Raw genomic sequence first — 1851 nt, forward strand, 5'->3', positions numbered from 1 at the left:
TTCTCATAAAACTCACAGAGTATTCGCTGTTTCTTTCTAATTTGAAACAAGAAGTTATTGTAGTTGTCGCAGCTACAGCATTTATTATACTTGGAGTATATGTAGGCAGTGTTTTAGCTCGCAAACCAACAAATGATAAAGAAGCATTGAATGTGTCATCTGCTCATGAAGTAGGAATTAGCAAAAGAGAGTTAGAAGTGCTGGGGCAAATGGCACTGGGAAAATCAAATAATGAAATTGCAGAAAGTCTTCATATTTCGGAGAATACTGTTAAAACACATGTATCAAATTTATTGAGTAAGCTCAATGCCAAACGCAGAACAGAAGCCCTTAAAAAGGCGCGAGAAATAGGTATTTTATCTCACTCTTAAGTACCAAAAATGTAATTCATACTTAAGTATGAAAGGCGTTTCTTACAGTTTTACCTACTTGCATAGAAAAAAAGTACGTTATTATGAATACAAAAATTATCATTCGTTACGGCCTATTTTCAGCAGGCATCTTAATTATCATTTCAGTAGCCTCGCTTATTGTACTAGGTACCTCAGAGGAAAATTACGATGTGGGTGAAATAATTGGCTACACCTCTATTATACTTTCATTAACCACCATTTATTTTGGTATAAAAAAGTATAAAAATGAACATCTAAATGGCAGTATTAATTTTTGGCAAGCCTTGAAGGTTGGTTTACTTATCGCTGTTTTCCCATCCATAACATTTGGCTTATACAATGTGATTTATGTTGAGTATATAGACCCTACATTTATGGATAGTTATTACCAGCACGAACTACAAAAACTGGAAGAATCTATGACTGCTACAGAGTACGAAGTAGCCAAAGCAGAGATGGAGTCTCAGAAAGAAATGTTTATGAACCCTACCATTCAGTTTTTCGTCATGTTTTTTACGGTTTGGCTCATTGGGCTTATAATCACCATTGTTTCGTCATTCTCATTTATAGTTTCAAAACCTAAACAAACTGCATAATGTCTAAAAAGAAAGTAACTGGAATAGGAGGTATATTTTTTAAATGCAAAGAGCCTCAAAAAATAAAAGATTGGTATGACAAAAATCTAGGCCTGGTCACCAACGAATATGGCTCTTTATTTGAGTTTAGAGAGTCTGACAAACCCGACCAGAAAGCATACCTTCAATGGAGTCCTTTTGAAGAGAAAACGACTTATTTTGAGCCTTCTGAGAAACAGTTTATGGTCAATTTTAGAGTTGAGAACATAGAAGAACTGGTAGAAGAGCTGAAGGAAAATGGGGTTAAAGTATTAGATGAAATTGAAAGTTATGAATATGGCAAATTTGTTCATATACTAGACCCGGAAGGTAATAAAATTGAGCTGTGGGAACCTATAGACCAATCATTTACAGATATGTACGAGGGCAAAACGACTAAATAATCAAAATACAATAGGCGACAAGATCACATCAACTCGCCTATTCATTACTCTACCATTGTGGGTGCGATTTGTATAAAGCGGGTTAGAAAAACCAAAGTCTCTGATCTCAATCAATTCTTCAGGTACATTGATTTCTAATAGTTCCTTAACCACCGAAGTACTTCTCATCTGAGAAAGCCACTCATTGTACTCCTTCCCCCCTATATTGTCGGTATGACTGAAGATTATGATCTCATAATTTTCTATGCGCTCGATTTGGTCGATAAAAGTCTCTAATTCCTCAATCTGCTGGCCATCGATATAATAACTTCCACCACCAAAGTATATACTTTTTACAATTAAAGAATCCTGAGCATGAAGTAAGCCAAAGCTCAAGCAGAGAGTCGCTACCAACAGGATTCTTTTCATAAAAAAAGGAGATTTTAACTTTTAAACGTCAAA

At 35.2% G+C, this 1851-nt stretch carries 4 protein-coding genes; 3 read left to right on the top strand and 1 reads right to left on the bottom strand.

Annotated elements, in window-relative coordinates; genetic code table 11:
• The 3 genes from E1176_RS01640 to E1176_RS01650 all read left to right on the top strand — a co-directional run.
• Positions 1–371 (top strand): response regulator transcription factor (locus E1176_RS01640; RefSeq protein WP_155208837.1); only part of this gene is annotated, 371 nt, incomplete at its 5' end.
• An 83-nt stretch (positions 372–454) separates the two neighbouring features.
• Complete coding sequence (locus E1176_RS01645; protein ID WP_155208838.1) at positions 455–988, top strand: DUF4199 domain-containing protein; 534 nt, start codon at positions 455–457, stop codon at positions 986–988.
• The gene (locus tag E1176_RS01650) at positions 988–1410 is read left to right on the top strand and encodes a VOC family protein (protein WP_155208839.1); all 423 of its coding nucleotides are present in this window, start codon (positions 988–990) and stop codon (positions 1408–1410) included. Before E1176_RS01645 ends, E1176_RS01650 begins: the two co-directional genes overlap by 1 nt.
• Here E1176_RS01650 and E1176_RS01655 read toward each other — a convergent pair whose 3' ends face one another.
• Positions 1411–1818 carry an OmpA family protein gene (locus E1176_RS01655; RefSeq protein WP_155208840.1) on the bottom strand — a complete coding sequence of 136 codons (408 nt, stop codon included), beginning with the start codon at positions 1816–1818 and terminating at the stop codon, positions 1411–1413.
• Between the last annotated feature and the right edge of the window lie 33 nt (positions 1819–1851).

The sequence above is a fragment of the Fulvivirga aurantia genome (assembly GCF_009711475.1).
Lineage (GTDB): Bacteria > Bacteroidota > Bacteroidia > Cytophagales > Cyclobacteriaceae > Fulvivirga > Fulvivirga aurantia.

Bases quoted from the DNA above. Each gene is read 5' to 3' on its own strand.
- E1176_RS01645 (WP_155208838.1), top strand. From the start codon at position 455: ATGAATACAAAAATTATCATTCGTTACGGCCTATTTTCAGCAGGCATC.
- E1176_RS01650 (WP_155208839.1), top strand. From the start codon at position 988: ATGTCTAAAAAGAAAGTAACTGGAATAGGAGGTATATTTTTTAAATGC.
- E1176_RS01655 (WP_155208840.1), bottom strand. From the start codon at position 1,818: ATGAAAAGAATCCTGTTGGTAGCGACTCTCTGCTTGAGCTTTGGCTTA.